The sequence below is a fragment of the Corynebacterium sp. MSK044 genome, from assembly GCF_030232825.1.
GTDB lineage: Bacteria > Actinomycetota > Actinomycetes > Mycobacteriales > Mycobacteriaceae > Corynebacterium.
In genome coordinates this window covers 141,979-162,468 of the sequence record NZ_JASPJJ010000004.1, presented here as the reverse complement: position 1 = coordinate 162,468, position 20,490 = coordinate 141,979, and the positions used below count along the sequence as shown (strand labels likewise).

Below are 20,490 nucleotides of genomic sequence, written 5' to 3'. Positions count from 1 at the left end.
AACCGCCTAACCACAACCCCAAACTTCATACCGAGCCGAAAGCACAAACCGCTACACCACTACACGGGACTTGACCCAAATCTCCAACCGCACATCCATCGTGGAGACCCAACGCGGACCTAAAGCACGTCCAAGCTCATGATTGCTGTTAGCGTTGCGGTCGATCACTAACGGCAAAACCCCATCAATGAACACGTCGGTTTGAAAATCAACCATATTGCCCGTTGCCATATCCACCGGCTCAAGACAAGCAAGTTGTCGGTCACCACGGCTACCGCGGTTACATATCTGCTGCGAAACTTCCTTCGAACCCCCCGAAGCTTTCTTGGCAGCACTTCGCGCTTCAGCTTTCACAGTAGACAAAGTTTTCGTGCCCGCACGTGAAGCCTTACTAAAGGCGCTGCCCACGGCAGTGCCTACCTTCGTACTCTTAGCTGCCTTAAATAATCCGCCCCAAGGCCCGGCGGTGGCTAGATCAAACGCAAATTCTCCCCAACTGACCACACCAGAGGCCGCGAGTAGACCTTTCAACGCCACTCCAAGGCCCAATACAATCGCACCGGCAATTGGGCAAACAAACAGTAAAATACCGCCAATAATTTGCAACGCATCAGAGATCAGACACAGCACATCACCGTTGTCTCGCACCCAATCGCTCAGTGCATTCCAGGCGGCTTTCCACGGCTTCGGGTTTTCTTCAAACGCTTTACGCTCTTGGGCCCTCATCACCGCAACCTGTGATGCAACATCACCCCCCCAACATATGGCGAATCCCCTGGGCGGTAGCGAGGTTTCCCTCCCACGTAGTAACAGCCGCCGCGTGCTGTGCCTGTGCCGCTACCAACGCCGCAGCCGCTGCTGACTTCGATGCCGGATCGGGTGCCGCAGCAACTGCTAGCTCGGCAGCATTGACCTGCTCTACGGCAACATTGACCGCAGTATGGTTTAATCGCGCAGTTGCCTCAAGCGAGGCCATTTCAGTTTTACGCTCACCCAATAGCGTTGCGTAGCGCGAAATCGCATCGGCAATACCAACATGCGCATCACCCGTGATCTGCAAATGCCGCGGGAAATCGGCAGTGACCAGTTCCCTGAACTTGTCCCCCTCAGAGCCAAGGAATCCCCCATCATTGATCGCCCTCATCAGAGAAGCAGCTTCAAGCGCGGCATCGCCAAAGGTACGCCACCGAAGCGCCGCAGCCATCAGAGTTGAAACACTACCGCCAATGTGGAAGTAATCCGGACGAAATGTAGCAAACGGCGGCAAAAACGGCACAGACATACCAAAACCCTTATTCTTCAAAATCTATGAGTATTTAGCCTGTGCAACACCAGTCGCTCAGCACCAAACCCTGTACACAACCCACCCCATGGATGTGGCAAATCCAAACCTTAGCGGATGCTAAGAAACTGGTAAGCTTTTAAACACTATCGCCCGCCACAATCACGCGAAAAGGGCAACACTCGCATTAGGCAAACGGGTCCTTTACCCACACAATAGTGCACGCTGATTGCCTGCCGTCACTATTACGCGTGAACTAAGACCGTCGCCATGGCGTAATCGCCGTCGTGACTCAAAGACACACTCGCAACTGGGATGCCCAATGCAGCTACGTCTCCGTGCAGCTCGATGGCGGGGCGCCCAAAAGCATCCTGCACCACTTCTATCTCTGCGAAGTTCAGTTCCGCCGGGTCGATGGCTGGTGGTGCGCCGAAAAATTTTTGTGACCACGCTTTGATATAGGCCTCTTTCGCAGCCCATCGCGCCGCAAGCGATGCTGCGCGGTCTGCTTTTGCTGCGCATGCGCGCCATTCACGATCCGTGAATACACGAGCAAATGTGGACCCTTCCTGATCAAGCTGTGAAGCAAAGGACGGGATGTGGACTATGTCTGCCCCTAGGAACATTCCTGTGTACATGCTTCCAAACCTAAACCTTCACTGCCTTCTCCCTGTGAATCTGGATGAATCTAGGGAGCGGGCTCTGGACTTTCAGCCACACATGCTTACGATGCCTATATGTCTGATAGTTTTGCAGGTAAAACTACTTTGCCTTTTTCTTCCCCACCCCTAACTACGTCGCAAAAGAATGAAGACTTATTACAGCGTCGCGCCGAAGCTGCGGAACCAGTAGGTGCCGGACCGCTCAACAAAGTACGTGCCGCAGGTCGACTTACTGCACGTGAGCGCTTGGACTACCTCTTAGATGAGGGGTCTTTTGTTGAAACTGACCAATTCGCACGCCACCGCACTCATGATTTTGGGATGCAGTCGAAGCGTCCTGTCACAGATGGCATCGTCACCGGCTCGGGCACGATAGACGGCCGCGAAGTATGCATCTTCTCCCAGGACGGCACGGTGTTCGGCGGCGCACTAGGTGAGGTGTACGGCGAGAAAATGACCAAGATTCAGCAACTCGCCGTCACAACTGGCCGTCCGCTCGTCGGTTTGTATGAGGGTGCAGGCGCGCGCATCCAAGATGGTGTTGTCTCTTTGGATTGGATCGCGCAGACGTTCCGCCACAACATTGAGGCATCCGGTGTGGTGCCACAGATCTCCGTCATCATGGGCGCATGTGCTGGCGGTAACGCCTACTCCCCTGCTTTGACCGATTTCGTGGTCATGGTGGATGAATCCTCGAGGATGTTTGTCACCGGTCCGGATGTGATCAAGACCGTTACAGGTGAGGAGATCACTCAGGAAGAACTCGGTGGCGCCTGGATCCATATGCAGCAGGCAGGCAACTGCCACTACGTTGCGGACAATGACAAGGACGCCCTGGACTGGGTAGCCGAGCTCTTGGAATACCTCCCGTCCAACAACCGCCAGCGGGCAGCTGCCCCGAAGCCGTTCGGCCTGACGCCTGGCAACCAGCCAGATGCAGATGAGGAGGCATGCGCCGAGCTCGATTCGCTCATCCCTAATTCCGCCAACTCACCGTATGACGTGCGTGAGGTCATCGCGTGCGTCGCGGATGACGGCGAGTACTTGGAAGTCATGGAACAGCGCGCCGAAAACGTGGTCACTGCTTTTGGCCGTGTTGAAGGCCAAGCGGTGGGCTTTGTAGCCAACCAGCCCATGGTGTTAGCAGGCTGCTTGGATATTGATTCCGCCGAGAAGGCCGCGCGTTTCATCCGAACCTGCGATAGCTTCAATATCCCCATTGTCATACTGGTGGATGTTCCGGGGTTCTTGCCCGGTTCTGCCCAAGAGCATGACGGCATTCTGCGCCGCGGCGCGAAACTCTTGTACGCATACGGCGAGGCGAGCGTACCCAAGATCACTGTGACCATGCGCAAGGCATACGGGGGCGCGTATTGCGTGATGGGTTCGAAGGGTTTGGGCGCAGATGTGAACCTGGCATGGCCGACCGCACAGATCGCAGTGATGGGCGCTGCGGGTGCTGTGGGTTTTATCAACCGCAAGGACATCGCCGCAGCCAAAGAATCTGGGATGAGCGAGGAAGATCTGGCACAGCTTGTCGCAGGTTTCGAGCGCGAGTACGAGGACACGGTACTCAACCCATATAAAGCTGCGGAACGTGGCCTGGTGGATTCCGTGATTTTGCCCCGCGAAACTCGCACCGCCATTGCAGCGAACCTGCGCCTGTTCAAGGACAAGGTTGTCGCCCGACCGATGCGTAAGCACGGCAATATCCCGCTCTAATACCCAATTTTTGTTTCCAGATATTGTTTCCAGCCACTATTTCTAGACCTTTGAAGGAAAACACCATGATTATTGCCCCGATTCAGGTTCTCACCACTCCTGCACTGATCTTCCCCGGTCAAGGCAGCGCATGGCAGCAGGCTTTATTTGATGTGGGGGTTACCTCTCCTGCTGCTCGTGAGCGGATGGAAAAACTGCTTGACAGTGCCGCATCAATCACGGGCCCTGTTGCCCGCCCCTTGGCATCCGTGGTGCCAGGAGTCGCGCAACGAATCCGGGATGCGCTGAACAATGAGCCGCACGTGGCGCCGATTGATGCCTTCCCGGCTGTGAGCGTGCCGGCTATTCTGCTCGCGCAGATCGCTGCGACTGAGCAACTAGCGGAGCTCGGCTTGGATCTGAACAACGTTCACTTCAGCGGGCACTCCCAAGGTGTGCTGGGCGCAGTGGCAATGGACCCTGCAGGCGATGATGAGGCTGCGGTGAAGGCTCTTGCTTTTGCTTTCATTTTGGGTGCCGCTGCCACGAATGATTACGGTGCGACGGATGCGCGCAGCCGTATGCTGTCGGTGCGTGGTCTCACGGTTGATCAGATCAATGAGTTTGTGCCGGAGGATTCAGGCGCAGTATTGAGCGTGATCAATGAGCGCCGTCACGTGGTGCTCTCCAGCACGCCAGAGGCATTGGCGCAGGCACAGAGTGCAATTGAGTCTCAGGCGAGTGATCACAATGCCCGCCTCGAGGTTGAGTTCGGCGGCTCCGAGATTCAGCCGACGTTCGATTACCTCGATGTGGCCTATCCGTTCCATGTTACAAGCAATATGGCGGCGGTTGAGCAGGCTGCGCAGTGGGCGGAAGCGTGTGGCATCACGTTCGCGGGCACGACTCCACGTGAACTCGCGCAGACCATCCTCGTAGATACCTTTGATTTCACCACCACTGTCCGGGACCTGCTACGCGAGGGCGCAAGCCACGTGCTCTCGCTTGATAAGGGCACCACAACACTCGTTTCCGCACTCGTCAGTGGCGCCGGCGTACCTGTCATTGATGCGTCCACCCCCACAAAGCGTGATGCCTTGGCGCGTCCGGGTGAAAAGCTGCCAGCTGCGGCGGATTACTCCCGCTACGCCCCACGGGTGATCACGCTGCCTGATGGCAAGACCTACACGCAGACACGATTCTCTGCACTGACCGGACTCTCGCCCATCATTCTGGGCGGTATGACGCCAACCTCGGCAGATGGTGAGATTGTGGCGGCTGCCGCCAACGCTGGTTACTGGGCGGAGCTTGCCGGCGGCGGCATGTACTCCGAGGAGGAGTTTGGCAAGCACAAAGACAACCTTGTCAGCTTCCTCCAGCCGGGGCGCACAGCGCAGTTCAACACCATGTTCTTCGACCGCTTCTTGTGGAACTTGCAGTTTGGACAAACCCGCATGGTGCCCAAGGCGCGCGCTGCGGGTGCCCCATTCAACGGTGTCTGCATTTCCGCAGGCATCCCCGAGGTGGAGGAGGCAACGGAGCTGCTTGCACAGCTGCACCGGGATGGTTTCCCCTATATCGCGTTTAAGCCGGGTACGACGCAGCAGGTGCGCGACGCCCTCAAGATCGCAGAAGCCAATCCAGATGATTCGGTGATCCTCATGGTCGAAGATGGCCATGCGGGTGGACACCACTCGTGGGTTGATCTGGAGGACATGCTGCTTGACACCTATGCGGAGATCCGTGCACATGATAACGCGGTGCTCACCGTCGGTGGCGGCGTCTACTCCCCTGCCCGCGCCGCAGAGTTGATCACCGGTACCTGGTCGGAGAGGTTCGGTCTTGCACCGATGCCGGTGGATGGTGTCTTTGTTGGCACGGTGGCGATGGCCACGAAGGAAGCCAAAGCTACTGATTCCGTCAAGCAGTTGCTGGTGGATACTCCAGGTTTGCCGCCGGAGCACAACGGGGGTTGGGTTGGCCGCGGTCAGGGTGTTAGCGGTGTGGCGTCCTCCCAGTCACACCTGCTGGCTGATCTGCATGACCTGGACAACTCGTTTGCCAAGGCGTCACGCCTGATCACCTCGCTGGATATTGAGGAGTATGAGGCACACCGCGATGAGATCATCGAGGCTCTGTCAAAGACGTCGAAGCCCTACTTCGGTGACGTTGAAGATATGACGTATGCGCAGTGGGTGGAGCGCTTCGTTGAGCTGGCTGCCCCGTTTGTGGATAGCAGCTGGGATAAGCGTTTCATCTCGCTGCTCCAACGCATTGAAGCACGCCTCAATGAGGCTGACCACGGGGACATCCCCACATTGTTCCCGGAAGGGGCGGTGGCGGATCCGCAGGGGGACGCGGATAAGCTGCTCGCACATTACCCGCAGGCCCGCACGGTGAAAGTGTCCCCGCGCGATGCGGCGTGGTGGATTGGGTTGCACTACGCCTACCCGAAGCCGATGCCGTGGGTGCCAGCCTTGGATGGGGATTTGAAGATGTGGTTTGGCAAGGACACCTTGTGGCAAGCGCAGGATGAGCGCTACACCGCGGACCAGGTGCGCATTATTCCGGGCCCGGTGGCTGTGGCGGGCATCACCAAGAAGAATGAGCCGGTCGCGGAGCTTCTGGGCAGGTTTGAGGATGCCACAACGCAGATGCTTATCGACGGCGGCGTCACCCCTCTCCCCCGCTTCTCCCGCCTCCATGACGCTGAAGATGAGGCAGCGTACCTGCGCTCCTGCCCAACTTTGGTGTGGCATGGCCATCTGATGGCCAACCCGGCGTATGCGCTGGATGAGGATGCTTTCACGCTCACATCCGAGGTGAACGCTGAGGGTGAGCGCGAGTGGACGATTCGGATTCACGCTGACTCTGCGTGGGACCACCTGCCGGAAGATCAGCGCCCGTTCTACGTGCGTGAGGTGACCATCCCGGTGGATATTCCGGCGGGTGCGGGAACCGGTGCTTCCCCCGTCGTATCGCGCGAACGTCTTCCGAAGAGCGTATTTGATCTGCTTGAGGGCCTCGCCGGCGTGGGCTCCGTATCAGAGGCGGGCGACGCAATCATTGCCATGCCGGAGCTTGAGGCACCAACCGAGGACGCCCCCTTTGGCGTTGCTCGTTCCTCCTTCACCTTGCCGCCATCGCTGCTTGCAGCGCACTCTGCGGTCACCGGCGCTGCGTTGCCGGCAAGCGGCAGCGCAGGAGAAGGTGGAAACACCGGACAAGTCCTTGGCACCCCCGATGTCCTCGTTGGCCCCTGCTGGCCTGCGATTTACACCGCGCTAGGTTCTGGCCAACTCGCGGATGGTTACCCGGTGATCGAGGGGCTGCTCAACGCAGTCCACTTGGATCATGTCATTGACCTGCGCGTACCGTTGGATGAACTCGCTGATGGGCGCACCATCGAGGTGGAGTCCAAATGCACGTCCATTGCAGAGTCCGCTTCCGGTCGCATTGTCACCGTTGAGCTTGAGCTCACGTCTAACGGTGAAACGGTGGCCACCCAGATGCAACGCTTTGCTATTCGTGGCAGGGCTACGGGCACGGCTACACCGGTCGCAGCACCCGAATATGGTGGCGGAAAGTCCTCGCAGTTGGTGGAAGCAACACCGCGTTCCTTCGTGGACCGTGCAGTGGTGCACGCCCCAGCAGACATGACACCGTTTGCGCTGGTGTCTGGTGACTATAACCCGATCCACACCTCCTACAACGCCTCCGCGTTGGTGAACCTGCAGGCGCCACTCGTGCACGGCATGTGGCTGTCCGCCACCGCCCAACACCTCGCCGGCCGCCACGGCAAGGTGGTCGGCTGGTCCTACTCCATGTTTGGAATGGTGCAGCTGAACGATGAGGTAGAAATCACCGCTGAGCGCGTGGGCCGCAAGGGCATCCATCAAGCACTCGAGGTGACATGCCGTATTCATGGTGATGTTGTTTCACGTGGCCAGGCACTGTTGGCGCAGCCGAAGACGGCATACGTCTACCCCGGCCAAGGTATTCAAACTGAAGGAATGGGTAAGGGCGACCGAGATGCCTCCCCCGCTGCCCGTGATGTGTGGCGCCGGGCAGACCGCCACACGCGCACCAAGCACGGTTTTTCTATCCAACGCATTGTGGATGAGAACCCGGCGCGCCTTGACGTGCGCGGGCACGAATTCAAGCACCCCGAAGGTGTGCTGCATTTGACGCAGTTCACTCAGGTTGCACTCGCTGTTGTGGCGTACGCGCAGACGGAGCGTTTGCGTGAAGGCAACGCTCTTGCCTCAGATGCCTACTATGCGGGCCACTCGCTTGGCGAATACACCGCGCTCGCATCCTTGGGCAACATCTTTGAGCTCGAAGCCGTGATTGACATTGTGTACTCGCGCGGTTCTGCCATGGGTTCCTTGGTGCCGCGCGATGCGGAGGGCAACTCGGATTACGGCATGGGCGCGTTGCGCCCGAACATGATTGGTGTTGGCCCGGAAGAAGTTGAAGCCTACGTCGCACAGGTGGCCGAGGGCACTGGTGAGTTCCTGGAGATTGTGAACTACAACATCAAGGGCCAGCAGTACTCCATCGCCGGTACGAAGCGTGGTCTTGCTGCGCTGGATGAGAAGGCAAATGCCATCAATCCACGCGCGTACGTGACGGTGCCGGGTGTGGATGTCCCATTCCACTCCCGCGTGTTGCGCGGCGGTGTCGCCGACTTCGCAGAGAAGTTGGATGAGCTGTTGCCTGAGCTTATCGACGTTGACACGTTGGTCCACCGCTACATCCCCAACCTGGTTGCCCGCCCCTTCGAACTGACTCAAGAGTTCATTGACTCCGTGTTGGCTGAGGTTCCGTCCGAGCGTCTGCGTGGCATGACTCCGGAGACCACTGACCGCAACACCTTGGCACGCACGCTGTTGATTGTGCTTCTGGCGTGGCAGTTCGCTTCCCCGGTGCGCTGGATTGAAACCCAGGACTTCCTCCTGCCACGGGTGGAGCAAATCATTGAGGTCGGTCTTGCGTCCTCCCCGACCCTGACCAACCTGGCTAAGCGTGAAATGGACGTTGTGGGCATCCATGTCCCCGTATTCAACGTGGAATCCAACCAAGACGTGGTCATGCTGGAAAATGTGGTGGCCGCACCCGAACCGGAAGAAGTTGCACCCGCTGAAGACGCAGCACCGGAAATCAACACCGAACCTGCCGCGGCACCCGCACCAGCTCCTTCTGCACCAGAAACCGCACCAGCGGCACCAGTGGCAACGGCGGCCCCTGCGGGACCTGCCGAGGAGCTGGCGTTCCACGCTGCAGACGCCATCGAGGTACTCTTCGCCCTGCAGAACAAGATCCGCCCGGAGCAGATCAATGATTCTGACACGATCGAAGAGTTGACCGGTGGTGTGTCGTCGCGCCGTAACCAGCTGCTGATGGATATGTCCGCGGAGCTTGGTGTACCGGCTATTGATGGTGCGGCCGAAGCTGATGTGGCAACCCTGTACCAGCGTGTGAATACCGCAGCACCGGGATATAGCCCCTTTGGCACGGTGCTGTCTGAAGCCGTGGGCACACGCCTGCGCCAGTTGCTTGGCGGTGCGGGACTGAAACCCGCTTTTGTTGGGGATCACCTGGGCTCCGCGTGGGGGCTCCCGGCCTCGTGGACACCGCACGTGGAGGCTGAGATCTTGTTAGGCAGCCGTGCGGAGGATTCTGTCCGCGGCGGTTCCCTTGCCACCCTGCCAACGGCAACAACCAAGGCAGAGGTCAGCGCGATGATTGACCAAGCCGTGCAGAATGTTGCTGCGCGCCACGGTGTTGCAGTGTCCCAAGCATCCCAGGCAAACGCTTCGGGCGGTGGCGTGGTGGATTCCGCTGCGCTGGATGCTTACAAGGAGGAGGTCACCGACACTCTCGTGGCTACAGCCCGCACACTGTTGAACAAGCTGGGTGTGGAAGAAGAGACGGCTGAAGTCCTCGCTCCTGACACCACCATCGTGGAAACCATCGAGGCAGAGCTTGGTTCCGGCTGGGTCAAGCAGGTCACCCCGGTCTTCGACGAGCGCAAGGCCGTGTTGTTTGATGACCGTTGGGCACAAGCTCGTGAAGATCTCGTGCGCGTCGCCCTGGGCCAGTCTGACCTTGAACCGGCACGTTTTGCAGGCACCGGTGACACGATTGCGCAGCAAGCGCAGTGGTATGCAGAAAACACTGGCGCACAACGCGCAGATCTGCTGCGTGACATCGCAGCCGTTGCCCAATCGCAGGCAGACGAACCGTACGCGCGCGATATTGCGCTGGTGACGGGCGCGGCACCGGGATCTATCGCTACGGCACTCGTTGAGAAGCTGCTCGCTGGTGGTGCAACGGTGATCATGACTGCATCCAACGTCAGCCAGTCCCGCAAGGAGTTTGCGCGCACGCTTTATGCTGAGCATGCCTCCGTGGGTGCCAGCCTGTGGCTGGTGCCAGCAAATCTGTCCTCCTACCGCGATATTGATGCGTTGATTGCCTGGATTGGTGCGGAGCAAAAGGAGACGGTGGGCAAGGATGTGAAGATCATCAAACCCGCCATGACGCCGACGCTGGCGTTCCCGTTTGCCGCACCGGCAGTATCCGGCTCCTTGGCCGATGTCGGCGGTAACGCCGAAACGCAAGCACGTTTGTTGCTGTGGTCGGTGGAGCGCACCATCGCTGGTCTATCGGACTTGGCGCAGCGCGGTGACCACTACCCCGCAACGCGCACGCATGTTGTGCTGCCAGGCTCACCAAACCGTGGCACTTTCGGCGGGGACGGTGCTTACGGTGAGGTCAAGGCTGCATTCGATGCGATTGTGAATAAGTGGTCCGCTGAGGCCGGTTGGCCAGACGGCGTGACCTTGGCGCAAGCACGCATCGGCTGGGTCGCGGGCACACACCTGATGGGTGGTAACGACTCACTCATTCCAGCCGCGGAAGCAGCCGGTATTCACGTGTGGAGCCCGGAGGAAATCTCCTCGCAGCTCATGAGTCTGGCCACCCTCGAATCCCGTGAGCAGGCAAAACAGACCCCGCTTGATCTTGATCTCACCGGCGGACTCGCTGATGCTGGTGTGTCCATCGCGGAACTGGCAAGGTCGGGGCGTGATGGGGAGGCACATGGGGCGTCGATAAGCGAAGAGAGTGCGACCGTACGAGCTTTGCCGAATGTGACAAACCCGCAGCAACCCGCGCCAGCGCAGGTAGCGGATGTGCAGTGCTCCCTCGATGACATGGTGGTCGTTGTGGGTGTGGGCGAGGTGTCCAGCTGGGGTTCCGGGCGTACCCGCAAGGAGGCTGAATACGGTATTGAGCGCTCCGGCGATGTGGAACTGACTGCTGCTGGCGTGCTGGAACTGGCCTGGATGATGGGCTTAATCACGTGGTCTGAAGACCCGAACCCGGGCTGGTACGACGCGGACGGTGCGGAAGTGGCAGAGGAAGACATCTTCGATCGCTTCCGGGCTGAGGTCGTGGCACGCTGCGGTGTGCGCACGCTGACGGATAAGTACTTCCTCACGGACCAAGGCTCCGTGGATGTGGAGCAGGTCTACCTGGACCGCGACATCACGTTCACCGTGACCTCGGAGGAGGAAGCACGCGCCCACGAGACTGCAGACCCGGACAAGACCGTGGTCCGTCAGGCCGATGGAGAGTGGACCGTGACACGTCTGGCTGGTGCGCGTGCGTTTGTGCCGAAGAAGGCAACGCTCACGCGCACGGTGGCCGGCCAGATCCCGGATGATTTTGATCCGACCAAGTGGGGCATTCCAGCCCAAATGGTGGACGGCATGGACCGCATCGCCGCATGGAATCTGGTCACCGCTATCGATGCCTTTATCACTGCGGGGTTCACCCCAGGCGAGCTGATGCAGGCGGTGCACCCATCCTTGGTGGCCACCACCCAAGGCACCGGTATTGGTGGCATGGAGTCACTGCACAAGGTCTTCGTCTCCCGCTTCATCGGGGAGGAGCGCCAAAGCGACATCCTGCAAGAAGCGCTGCCGAACGTGGTGGCTGCGCACACCATGCAGTCGCTGGTTGGCGGCTACGGTTCCATGATTCATCCGGTTGGCGCATGTGCGACGGCCGCGGTGAGCGTGGAAGAGGCCGTGGACAAGATTGCGCTGGGCAAGGCAGACTTTGTCATAGCCGGTGGCATTGATGATGTGCAGGTGGAATCGCTCCAGGGCTTCGGCGACATGAACGCCACGGCAGAAACAGCCAAGATGACAGCCCAAGGCATTGATGATCGCTTCATCTCCCGCGCTAACGACCGGCGCCGCGGTGGCTTCCTGGAGGCGGAAGGCGGTGGCACCTTGCTGCTGGCACGCGGTTCACTCGCGGCAGAGCTGGGCTTGCCGGTGCACGCCGTGGTGGCGTACGCCTCCAGCTTCGGTGATGGCGCGCACACCTCCATCCCCGCGCCAGGCATTGGTGTGCTGGCAGCGGCGTGTGGCGGTACGTCCTCACGCTTGGCCCGCAATCTGGCGCAGCTTGGGCTTTCGCCTAATGACGTCTCGGTGCTGTCCAAGCACGACACCTCCACGAATGCGAACGACCCGAATGAGTCGGAGCTGCACTCGCTGCTGTGGCCGGCGATCGGCCGCGATGAGAACGCGCCGATGTACGTCATCTCCCAAAAGACGTTGACCGGACACGCAAAGGCAGGTGCTGCCCTGTTCCAGATTGGTGGCCTGATTGATGTGTTGGCCTCGGGCCAGCTGCCGCCCAATGCGTCGCTGGACTGTGTTGATCCGCTCATCGCACCAAAGGCGAAGAACTTGGTGTGGCTGCGTTCCCCGCTTGATCTGGGTGCGGGCAATGTGAAGGCGGTAGCACTCACCTCGCTTGGCTTTGGTCACGTGGGCGCACTGGTGGTACTGGGCCACCCAGGAGTGTTCGAAGCTGCGCTGGTGCGCGCGGGCATGGATGCGGATGCGTGGCGCGCCCAAGCCACGGAGCGCCTTGTTGATGGTGCTGGCCGACTTGAAGCCGGGATGCTCGGACGCACCACACTGTTCGAGCCGGTGGAAAACCGCCGCTTCGCAGGGGCCAACGAACACGCTGATGAAATCGCCCTGCTTCTCAACCCCGAGGCTCGTCTCACCGCAGACGGCAACTACCCCACGGTTTAAGGAGAGTCACCATGACACCGTTGTTTCATACCAATGACGCTTCACTTTCCCACGATGAGCTCGCGGCACTGAGCGCCGTGATCGCTGAGGCGCAAACGTGGCATCTAAATGCAGGCGCAGGCGTGGTTGAGGATGGCTTTGTACAGCCGTTTGATTCCTCCCCCACCTTCGGCAACGTCACGTACTACTAAGCAAGGAGCACATTCATGCATGACTTTCCCTTTCACAAAGTGCTGATTGCTAACCGCGGTGAGATCGCAGTCCGCATCATCCGCGCAGCACGTGACGTTGGGCTTTCCAGCGTGGCCATTTATGCGGACCCAGATAAAGGTGAACCTTTTACGTCCATGGCCGATGAGGCCGTGGCTATCGGCGGAACCACGTCTGCGCAGAGCTACCTGGATATAGATAAGGTGCTCCAAGCCTGCAAGGATTCAGGCGCGGACGCGGTCCACCCTGGCTACGGCTTCTTAAGTGAGAATGCTGAGTTTGCCCGGCGCGTGATCGAGGAGGGCCTCACTTGGATTGGGCCACCACCGGAGGCAATTGAGGCACTCGGCGATAAGGTCACGGCCCGCGCACTGGCAGAAGCCGTGAACGCGCCATTGGCTCCGGGGACAAAGGAACCGGTTGCTGGCGCCGATGATGTGGTTGCCTTTGCGGATGAGCACGGTTTACCTGTGGCCATTAAGGCCGCCTTTGGCGGTGGTGGGCGCGGCATGAAGGTAGCTCGAACTCGTGGGGAGGTCCGTGAGCTCTACGAATCTGCAACACGTGAAGCTCAGGCGGCGTTCGGCCGCAGCGAGTGTTTCGTGGAGCGCTACCTTGACCGCGCCCGCCATGTCGAAGCGCAGGTGATTGCGGATGCGCACGGAAACGTGATCGTTGGCGGTACGCGCGATTGTTCTTTGCAGCGCCGATTCCAAAAGCTCATTGAGGAAGCACCCGCACCGTTTTTGACCCAAGAGCAGCGTGACCGCATCCATGAATCTGCCAAGGCAATTGCGAAAAAGGCCGGGTATGTCGGGGTGGGCACAGTGGAGTACCTTGTCGGCGCGGATGGCCTGATTTCGTTTTTGGAGGTCAATACTCGCCTCCAGGTTGAGCACCCAGTGACGGAGGAAACAACGGGCATTGATCTGGTCATTGAGCAATTCCATATCGCTGCCGGCCGCCCATTACGCTTTGAGCATGATCTGGAGCCCACCGGTCACGCGCTGGAGTTTCGCATCAACGCCGAGGACGCCGGTAGCAATTTCATGCCGGCTCCCGGCACTGTGACCCGCTACGAGGAGCCCGGCGGGCCCGGCGTGCGCGTGGATTCCGGTATCCGCGAAGGCTCGGTCTTGGGTGGTCAGTTCGATTCCATGTTGGCCAAGCTCATCGTGCGCGGTGAAACCCGCGAGCAGGCCATCGCACGCGCAAAACGCGCGTTAGCAGAATTCAAGATCGAAGGTGTGCCCACGGTCATCCCGTTTCATCGCCGCATGCTTAACGACGCCGCCTTTACCGCCCCCAACAACCACTTCACCGTGTACACCCGCTGGATTGAAGAGGAATGGGACCCGGACGTTGCACCGTATGAAGGCGACGAGACGGATGAGCAGACTGAGGACCGTAAGCGCCGTACCGTATCCGTTGGTGTCAACGGACGCTCCATTGAAATCACGCTTCCGGAGCCACTGCTCCTCGGGGCTGTGGCGCAGCGGCGACGCAAACGTCGTTCGCGCTCTGGCTCCAGTTCCGCTAAGGGCTCAAAGGGTACAGCCAGTGCAGACACCCTCACATCACCCATGCAAGGCACGGTGGTCAAGGTGAGTGTCACCGAAGGCGCACGCGTTGAGGTAGGTGATGCACTGGTGGTCTTGGAAGCCATGAAGATGGAAAACCCAGTCAAGGCCCATAAGAGCGGCACCGTGAAAAACCTAGCGGTCAAACCTGGCGAAAACGTGAACAAGGGGGCAGCACTCCTGGATATCGTGTCCGAGGACTAGCATCTTCACCCCTACTAGGCCCATGCCTCGGCCTCTGACCTGGCGCGGCACTTGTAACGGTTGACGCGCCGGGCCTTTTAGCTATATGGTTACCCACATGAGTGGTAAACCCATATACCAAGAGATCGCGGATGAACTCCGCGACATGATCTCCTCGGGCGCACTCGCCCCCGGAGACCGCGTCCCGTCAACAAACGAGCTCTCTGCCTACCACTCCGTCAACCCGACCACCTCCGCGAAAGCTCTCACAGAGATTTTCAATGAGGGTCTGGTGGAGAAACGCCGGGGGCTCGGCATGTTCGTTCTTAAATCCGCACGCCAACAGCTACTCAGCTCCCGGCGCGCAGCTTTCCAAGAGCGATTTGTCCAACCTTTCGTCCACGAGGCTGACCAGCTTGGCCTTTCCACAGCGGAACTGACCGCCATGATTGAAAAGGAGCGCACCAAATGAAGCATCCACACCCACAGCCCCCTCCGCAGCCCGGCTTTTACGCGCTCATCGGCCCGAACGCCGCGGGCAAGACCCACCTGCTTCGTTCATTGATGGGGCCGGGTGCCGCATTCGTGCCCGCCGGTGCGGACGCTAAGTTCGCTGGCGATACCGTCGCTCGGCAGCTACGCGCAGCCAACGCGGCAAAGCCACTCGCTCCCGTCGATATGCCTGATGCGCGCATCAAGGATCTTTCCGTCGGTCAGCGCCGCCTCCTCACCATCCGGATCGCGCTAGCAGCACAAGAGCCACTTTTGCTTCTCGACGAACCTTTTGACGGCATCGACGCCACCACACGCAAGCAGGTGCGCCAGCAACTCATTGATTACATTGCGGAGGACCCCGAGCGCACCATCATCATGGCTTCGCACCGCGCCGAGGACTTCGCCGGATTAGCCACGCATGTAATCCAGGTGTTTGACCGGGAGGTCCACTCCTCCGGGCTTCCACTGGAAAGTGTCCGCACGCACTTCCCCACCATCACCGGACCAACCGCCGAGATTGAGGGCCTGACAACCCAGTACCCCGTTGCCGAAACGGCGACGCTTGGCCCCACTGCCCGGGCCACATTCACCGACCCGGCCGCCGCAGCAACAACCCACTTGCCCGTGAACTACCCCACCGACGCGGAACTGTTCGACCTCCTAGCCACAACACCTATCCACGTCGAGCCCGAAGAAACAGACCAAACAACCCAGGGAGATGTGAAGCGATGAAACCTTTCTTGAGTCCAACCACACCAGCCGCGTACCTCACTGCGTTCTTTGTTTTATTGATCGCAATGCCCTTCGGCCGGTACTACACCGGCGACGGCGAACTCTGGACCATCTGCGGCGGCATCGCCCTTATGGCACTCTTCGCCTACATCGCATCCAAATGGTCGGCCCTCAACCAATTGGGAATGAGTTTTAGCCGGTGGTTCACATCAGCTTTGAAAGTTGCACTCAGCGCCACAGGCATTCTTGCAGCTGCCACGTCTGCTTCATCGAGTGCAAACCAGTACGCCAATCCCTACTACAAGTTCTACGACGTATTCCTTGTCACCAACAGCCAACCCGTGAACCGGGCTAACGATGATGCTGTGACGGCTGCTGGCCAGGACACGTGGACAATCCTCGCCACATTCGGAGTGACGTTCACCTTCCTGTTCCTCGCCGCCCTCATCGGAATCGCCATCGGTGTATCCGAAGGCGCTGCTAACAGGTGGGGTCTGCTTGTCATCGGAATCGCCATCGCTGGGCTATTCCTTGGCTTTGCAAACGCGCAGATGTACTGGGACTACGCGTTTGCCGTGGGTGCCCCAATCCCGCGATCGAGCATTGTGTGGATCACGGTTGGCATCGGCGCGCTTGTGGTCGCCATAACCGCCGCTGTGACAATTGCCCGCACCCCACGATTCATCAAATAGCCCATGACAAACAACCGGAACGGTAGGCGGTTAGCGCTCCAACCACTCGGAGCGCAGCACCCCGTGGCGCGAGCACGCCGCCTCCCATGCCATCGGGCTGATCTTCACCACCATGCGGCGCCCGCACACCGGGCAGATGCGCGGGGCATCATAGGGGCGCGCTGGATTTAGTGGCCACACGATCTCCCCAGACAAGACTGCCGCGGCCAGTTCTCCCATCTCCAGGTTCTTCATTATGGCGACATCCACTTACAAGGACTTCAAGGTGTCATAGAGCGGACCGTGCCCGGAGTTTTGCTTCTGCCCCACCGGAGTAATGGATAGGTTCAGGTGTGAATCCATGACCCGATCCACCGCATCGCGGTCCTTCTCCATGGGGCGCCCAAGGGTAGTCAAGTAGTTACCTCCGATAATGGCGTTGGCCCCGCCGAGAAGGCCTTGTTCAGTTCCATCATCCCCCAGCGCGAGCTCGGTCCCGCCCGCGAAACGGATTTGCGTTGATGGCATGGCCAAACGGAACGCTGCCACCGCACGCAACGCCTCGCCCTGCGGAACAAGCGGACGGTCTGCGAAAGGGGTCCCTGGCCGCGGGTCCAAGAAGTTCATCGGAACCTCATGCGGCTGAACCTCAGCCAGCTGCGCAGCGAACTCCGCACGCTCCTCCAAGGTCTCCCCCAAGCCGATGATTCCGCCACAACATGTCTCCATCCCTTCTGCAAGCACATGTTCAAGAGTGTTCTTACGTTCCTGCCATGTGTGAGTAGTAACCACATTGGGGAAGAAGGATTTGGCAGTTTCAAAATTGTGGTTGTAGCGCATGACCCCCATCTGGGCGAGCCGGTGTGCCTGTTCACGGGTGAGAATGCCGAGGGAAGCCGAAATGGAAATATCCACTTCCTCCCTGATGGCCGTTATTGCTTCAGCCACTTGATTGAGCAACGCATCCGTCGGCCCCTTCACCGCGGCAACGATGCAGAACTCACTCGCCCCCATCTTCTCTGACTGTTTGGCAGCTTCCACCAACTCCGCAATATTCAGCGTGACGGAACGCACGGGGGATTCAAAAAGACCGGACTGTGAACAAAAACTGCAATCCTCAGGACAACCGCCCGTCTTCAAAGAAACGATCCCTTCCAGGGAAACATCCACACCGCAATGCTTGATGCGCACCTGGTGGGCGAGATCGAGCAACTCCTGGAGGCGGTCATCCTCAATCTTCAAGATCTCTAGAATTTCTTCTTGATTCAGGCCCTCACCACGCTTGAGACATTTCTCGTGCGCGACGGTGAGGATATCGCTGTTCCTCGTCTGGGATGAGTTTGTTTTGGCCATGCAAAGCAGTCTAGCCGGGCGATTGAACAGTGTTCAAGAAGTGGCCCAGTGACACCAGCTCCCCCCGTTCGGTCCCCATTTTCTAACCAAATAGGCGTACTGACCTGACTTAATCTATTTTCAGGTTTATCCTATATCCACTTAAGGCAAATACCGTTCCCTCATCCTGGGGTCGGATAGATACGGAAAGGTCCACCACCTCATGCAGCTGCCCGATTTGGACACACAAAAGTTCTTCGGATTCTTTTCCATCCTGATCAGTCTCATCCTCGCCTTGGCAGGCGGACTGACCAAAGGCGATGTAGAGCAGCCCCCCACATCATTTACAAGCACGCCGAACAACATCGAGGAGACCAAGGAGAAGCTCTTCGACCAGATCAACGATCACCGCGCGAAAAACGGGCTGGCCCCTTGGACCCGCGACGAAACACTGACCCAAAGTGCCCAAGAATGGAGCGAACACCTCGCCAAGTCGGGCAAATTTGAGCATGATGACATCAAGCGTGGCATTGAAAACATTCACTACTCTTCCAGCACCCCGAATAATGCTGTGAACAACTGGAAGAAATCAGCAGGCCACAACACCAACATGCTGAGCAACACCACACGCGCAGGCCTTGGGATCGCCTACGGCAAAGACTCCAAGGGTGGCTCCGGCTACAAGGTTGTCCTGCGTGCCGAATAGCAGCGAGTAACTAGCGGTACTCAACCAGCAGCGGCGAGTGGTCGGACCAACGCTCCCCCACCGTCGCTGCTTTTCCACCCCGCTCGCAGGTTGCTACGCTTGTAGCATGTCTGCCGCGCCAGTACCGTCCTCCCCTCACGAACCGCGCCATATTCCCCAGCGTGAGCTCCGCAATGAAAGCAGTAAGATTTTGCGCGAAGTGGAAAAAGGCGCGGAATTCATCATCACCAACCGCGGCCGCCCCGTCGCTCGGTTGACCGGCCTTAAAAATGTCCACTCTCCACGGTTGGCCTACACGCCTGCCTCACGGCCACTAAGACTCGGCGCCGAGAATCGAATCCAACTCCCCATCAGTACAAAGGAGATTCTGGATACTGTCCGCGAGGAAAGGTTGTGACAGCGTGAAGCTGTGGTACCTCGATACTTCTGCGGTGATGAAGCTTATCGCGCAGGAGAAAGAATCCGATGCCCTCGATGAAGCGATCTTGGCGGAGTCACCGGCGCTTTTCTCAAGCACTCTCCTCGAAACTGAGCTGCGTCGCGCTTGTCGTTTTCTTCCAGAGATACAGCCGCACATCATCGAGGATGTTATTGAGTCAATGTCCATCTTCGAGATCGACAGGAGCATTTTCCGAGTCGCTGGAATGCTGCCAGGCACACACCTTCGCTCCCTTGACGCTATCCACATCGCCGCTGCCCTTCTTGGTGGGTGCACAACGATGGTGACATACGACCACCGGATGGCGGATGCCGCGGAAGAAGCAGGCCTCCCGGTACTTTCACCAGGTCGCGCTAGAGAATCCTAGCGGTACTCAACCAGCAGCGGCGAGTGGTCGGACCAACGCTCCTCCACCGTCGCTGCTTTTTCCACCCAGGTGCGCTGGGCGCGCTCGAGCATGTTGGCGGTGGCGGCCTGGTAGTCGATGCGCCAGCCGGCGTTGTTGTTGAAGGCCTGGCCACGGTAGGTCCACCAGGTGTACGGCGCATCCTCGGGGTGAAGGCGGCGGGCAACGTCAAACCACTGCGGGTCAGTGTTGGCGGCGCGACGGTTGTCACTTTCGTACTCGACGGCACCGAAGAAACCAGCCTCGTCCTTCGCGTCGGTGTCCTGCGCCTCATCATCCGGGAAGGCACCGAAAACAGCGTCCATGAATGCGCGCTCACCAGGCAGGAAGCCGGAGGACTTCGTGTTGGTCTTCCAGTTTTTCAGATCCTCGCGGCGGTGGCAGATATTCCAGTCGCCGCCAATCACCATGTCCTTGTTCGTTTCCGCCCACTGCGCCAGCAGCGGCTCAAACACATCGAGGAAACGCCACTTCTCATCCTGCTTCTCAGTGCCAGTGCTTCCCGACGGCAAATACAGCGACGCCACCGTCGTCCCACAGTCCAAACGGCCAGAAATGAAGCGGCCGGAATCTTCGAAGTGGGGGATGCCCACGGCGACGTCGATAAGCGGTGTGCGCGAGAGAATGCCCACCCCGGCGCGACCCTTTGCGGCGGCTGGCGCGACATAGAGGTGCCATCCGGCTTCGAGTGCCGGTGCGAGCGCGGCCTGAGTCTGCTCCTCCGTGGCGCGAACTTCCTGCATAAGCACAACATCCGCCGGAGTGTGCTTCAACCACTCCAACATGCCCAAGTTGTTCTCATTGCGCACCTTCGTGGCCGCGCGGATCCCGTTAACGTTGACTGATGCGATGGTGAGGCTCATGCCCGATCACCCTACCTGTGCCACATTGGCGCGGGCGATTGCCCAGCCCCGAGGGCACGGTGGGCACGCTGACAGGCAAAGAGGTACGCTTGTGGGTCGAAAA

16 protein-coding genes are annotated in these 20,490 nt (G+C 59.2%); 10 read left to right on the top strand and 6 right to left on the bottom strand.

Annotated features, from left to right (window positions below):
• Window positions 1–51: 51 nt before the first annotated feature.
• From QP994_RS04380 to acpS, 3 genes are all read right to left on the bottom strand, one after another.
• The gene (locus QP994_RS04380; RefSeq protein WP_284865510.1) at window positions 52–726 is read right to left on the bottom strand and encodes a DUF6531 domain-containing protein; all 675 of its coding nucleotides are present in this window, start codon (window positions 724–726) and stop codon (window positions 52–54) included.
• Between the two features lie 22 nt (window positions 727–748).
• Entirely contained in the window at window positions 749–1,303 is a 555-nt protein-coding gene (locus QP994_RS04375; RefSeq protein ID WP_284865509.1) for a hypothetical protein, read from the bottom strand.
• A 224-nt stretch (window positions 1,304–1,527) separates the two neighbouring features.
• On the bottom strand, window positions 1,528–1,908 hold the full coding sequence (acpS, locus tag QP994_RS04370; protein WP_284865514.1) for a holo-ACP synthase AcpS: 381 nt from the start codon (window positions 1,906–1,908) through the stop codon (window positions 1,528–1,530).
• A gap of 111 nt (window positions 1,909–2,019) precedes the next feature.
• On the opposite strand from acpS, the gene QP994_RS04365 reads away from it, so the two are divergent.
• From QP994_RS04365 to QP994_RS04335, 7 genes are all read left to right on the top strand, one after another.
• Window positions 2,020–3,666 (top strand): acyl-CoA carboxylase subunit beta, encoded by a 1,647-nt coding sequence (locus tag QP994_RS04365; RefSeq protein WP_284865508.1) that lies wholly within the window; start codon window positions 2,020–2,022, stop codon window positions 3,664–3,666.
• Window positions 3,667–3,731: 65 nt separating this feature from the next.
• On the top strand, window positions 3,732–12,770 hold the full coding sequence (locus QP994_RS04360) for a type I polyketide synthase (protein ID WP_284865507.1): 9,039 nt from the start codon (window positions 3,732–3,734) through the stop codon (window positions 12,768–12,770).
• An 11-nt stretch (window positions 12,771–12,781) separates the two neighbouring features.
• Window positions 12,782–12,961, top strand: coding sequence for a hypothetical protein (locus tag QP994_RS04355; RefSeq protein ID WP_034664938.1), 180 nt, complete (start codon window positions 12,782–12,784; stop codon window positions 12,959–12,961).
• 15 nt (window positions 12,962–12,976) lie between these two features.
• Entirely contained in the window at window positions 12,977–14,764 is a 1,788-nt protein-coding gene (locus QP994_RS04350) for an acetyl/propionyl/methylcrotonyl-CoA carboxylase subunit alpha (protein WP_284865506.1), read from the top strand.
• Between the two features lie 97 nt (window positions 14,765–14,861).
• Window positions 14,862–15,215, top strand: a complete 354-nt coding sequence (locus QP994_RS04345; RefSeq protein ID WP_052092979.1) for a GntR family transcriptional regulator — start codon at window positions 14,862–14,864, stop codon at window positions 15,213–15,215.
• Window positions 15,212–15,970: an ATP-binding cassette domain-containing protein gene (locus QP994_RS04340; protein ID WP_284865505.1), complete on the top strand. Its 759-nt coding sequence runs from the start codon at window positions 15,212–15,214 to the stop codon at window positions 15,968–15,970. Before QP994_RS04345 ends, QP994_RS04340 begins: the two co-directional genes overlap by 4 nt.
• Window positions 15,967–16,662: a hypothetical protein gene (locus tag QP994_RS04335; protein ID WP_284865504.1), complete on the top strand. Its 696-nt coding sequence runs from the start codon at window positions 15,967–15,969 to the stop codon at window positions 16,660–16,662. Before QP994_RS04340 ends, QP994_RS04335 begins: the two co-directional genes overlap by 4 nt.
• Before the next feature lie 30 nt (window positions 16,663–16,692).
• On the opposite strand, the gene bsaP is transcribed toward QP994_RS04335, so the two are convergent.
• Window positions 16,693–16,896 carry a biotin synthase auxiliary protein BsaP gene (gene bsaP / locus QP994_RS04330; RefSeq protein ID WP_150386666.1) on the bottom strand — a complete coding sequence of 68 codons (204 nt, stop codon included), beginning with the start codon at window positions 16,894–16,896 and terminating at the stop codon, window positions 16,693–16,695.
• Between the two features lie 15 nt (window positions 16,897–16,911).
• Window positions 16,912–17,994 carry a biotin synthase BioB gene (gene bioB / locus QP994_RS04325; protein ID WP_284865503.1) on the bottom strand — a complete coding sequence of 361 codons (1,083 nt, stop codon included), beginning with the start codon at window positions 17,992–17,994 and terminating at the stop codon, window positions 16,912–16,914.
• A 202-nt stretch (window positions 17,995–18,196) separates the two neighbouring features.
• Here bioB and QP994_RS04320 point away from each other — a divergent pair, with 202 nt between their 5' ends.
• The 3 genes from QP994_RS04320 to QP994_RS04310 all read left to right on the top strand — a co-directional run bounded on the left by QP994_RS04320 (window position 18,197) and on the right by QP994_RS04310 (window position 19,485).
• Window positions 18,197–18,679, top strand: a complete 483-nt coding sequence (locus tag QP994_RS04320; RefSeq protein ID WP_102723940.1) for a CAP domain-containing protein — start codon at window positions 18,197–18,199, stop codon at window positions 18,677–18,679.
• 106 nt (window positions 18,680–18,785) lie between these two features.
• The gene (locus QP994_RS04315) at window positions 18,786–19,076 is read left to right on the top strand and encodes a type II toxin-antitoxin system Phd/YefM family antitoxin (protein WP_084576667.1); all 291 of its coding nucleotides are present in this window, start codon (window positions 18,786–18,788) and stop codon (window positions 19,074–19,076) included.
• Between the two features lie 4 nt (window positions 19,077–19,080).
• Window positions 19,081–19,485 (top strand): type II toxin-antitoxin system VapC family toxin, encoded by a 405-nt coding sequence (locus QP994_RS04310; protein WP_102723941.1) that lies wholly within the window; start codon window positions 19,081–19,083, stop codon window positions 19,483–19,485.
• Here QP994_RS04310 and QP994_RS04305 read toward each other — a convergent pair.
• Entirely contained in the window at window positions 19,482–20,387 is a 906-nt protein-coding gene (locus tag QP994_RS04305) for an exodeoxyribonuclease III (protein WP_284856226.1), read from the bottom strand. The two genes, QP994_RS04310 and QP994_RS04305, sit on opposite strands and share 4 nt — an antisense overlap.
• Window positions 20,388–20,490 lie beyond the last annotated feature (103 nt).